Here is a 1,918-nt window from a genome sequence, read left to right as displayed (position 1 = left end):
GGGCACCTCCGGCAACGACACCCTGGTCGGCACCATCCGCAACGACACCATCACCGGTGGGCTGGGCAACGACACCATCACCGGCGGTCTCGGCGACGACACCTACAACTTCACCGAGGGCGACGGCCAGGACACCCTCGCCTCCACCTACGACACCGCCGCCGGCAAGAACAACACGCTGTCCTTCACCAATGTCGGGTACAAGGACGTGACGCTCACCAAGTCGGGCACCTCGCTGATCATCTCGGTCAACGACACCACAGACACCATCACCGTGAAGGACTTCCTGTACGGCGGCAGTGCGACCAACGCCTACAACCCGCTGCAGGAGATCACCTTCGAGGGGGGAACCACCACCTGGGGTCTCGACCAGATCCTGGCGGCGATATCGACCACGGCCACCGCCGCCGTCGTCAGCGCCGGCAGCAACCGCGAGACCGCGCTGGGCATCACCACCTCGGCGACAGCGGCCCTGGTCAGCGCGATGGCTGCGTTCTCGCCGCCGGCTGCGGCAGACACCTTGCCGACGCTGTCGGCCGGTGCCAGCAGCCAGTCGCTCGTGCTGGCTGCGTGGAACTGAGATCGAAGCCCTGACGCACCCGGCGGCCCCCGCGGGCCGTGCCGTCGACACCGGGCTCGACTGCCTGGTGATGATGGCGCGGCTGCATGGCGTGGCCGCCGATCCCGAACAGCTGGCCCATGAGCTGGCCGTGCGCGGGCGGCCGTGGTCGACGCCGGACATCCTGCTGGCGGCCAGGCAGCTGCAGCTGCGGGCCAGGGCGGTTCGCAGCAGCATCGACCGGCTGCCCCGCCTGGCGCTGCCCGTCATGGCGCGATCGGTGCCCGCACCGGGAGCCGACACGTCGGCGGCCGGCTTCTTCCTCATCGCCCGCATCGACGGCGACCAGGTGCTGGTCCACGACCCGGCGGTCGGCCGCCCGGAGCTGCTCAGCCATGACGCGCTGCGCGCGCGCTGGTCCGGCGAGCTGATCCTGTTCGCGTCGCAGGCCTCGGCCGGCCGCGAATGGGGCCGCTTCGACTTCACCTGGTTCATCCCGTCGGTCGTGCGGCACCGCCGGCTGCTCGGCGAGGTGCTGCTGGTGAGCCTTGCGCTGCAGCTGTTCGCGCTGGTCACGCCGCTGTTCTTCCAGGTGGTGATGGACAAGGTGCTGGTGCACCGCGGCTTCACGACGCTCGACGTGATCGCGATCGGCCTGGGCGCCGTGATGGTCTTCGAGGTCGCGCTGACGGCCTTGCGCAGCTACGTTTTTGCGCACACGACGAGCCGCATCGACGTCGAGCTCGGCGCGCGGCTGTTCCGCCACCTGCTGGCGCTGCCGCTCGCGTACTTCCAGGCACGGCGCGTCGGCGACACGGTGGCGCGCGTGCGCGAGCTCGAGAACGTCCGCAGCTTCCTGACCGGCAGCGCGCTCACCGTCGTGCTCGACCTGCTGTTCTCGGTCGTCTTCATCGCGGTGATGCTGTGCTACAGCGGCTGGCTGACGCTGATCGTGCTGGCCTCGCTGCCGTGCTACCTGCTGCTGTCGGCGGCCCTCACGCCGCTGCTGCGCGCACGCCTGAATGACAAGTTCAACCGCGGCGCCGAGAACCAGGCTTTCCTGGTGGAGACGGTGCACGGCATCGACACCGTCAAGTCGATGGCCGTGGAGCCGCAGTGGACGCGCCGCTGGGACCGGCAGCTCGCCGCCTACGTGTCGGCGGGCCTGCGCACCACCACGATCGCGAGCCTCGCGCAGGGCGGCGTCTCGATGGTGTCGAAGCTGGTCACGCTCGCGACGCTCTAYGTCGGCGCGCGGCTGGTGATCGACGGCCGCATGAGCGTCGGCCAGCTGGTGGTCTTCAACATGCTGGCCGGCCAGATCGCGCAGCCGGTGATGCGGCTGGCCCAGTTGTGGAC

2 protein-coding genes are annotated in these 1,918 nt (G+C 69.7%); both read left to right on the top strand.

Going from position 1 to position 1,918, the window contains the following annotated elements:
* Positions 1–580 (top strand): calcium-binding protein (locus AC1D15_RS29660; RefSeq protein ID WP_477828841.1); only part of this gene is annotated, 580 nt, incomplete at its 5' end.
* 70 nt (positions 581–650) lie between these two features.
* On the top strand, positions 651–1,918 hold a 1,268-nt coding region (locus AC1D15_RS29655; RefSeq protein WP_477828842.1), incomplete at its 3' end, for an ABC transporter transmembrane domain-containing protein.

The organism is Rhizobacter sp. P2_H2, assembly GCF_056403375.1.
This window is presented reverse-complemented; position numbering and strand designations above follow the sequence as displayed.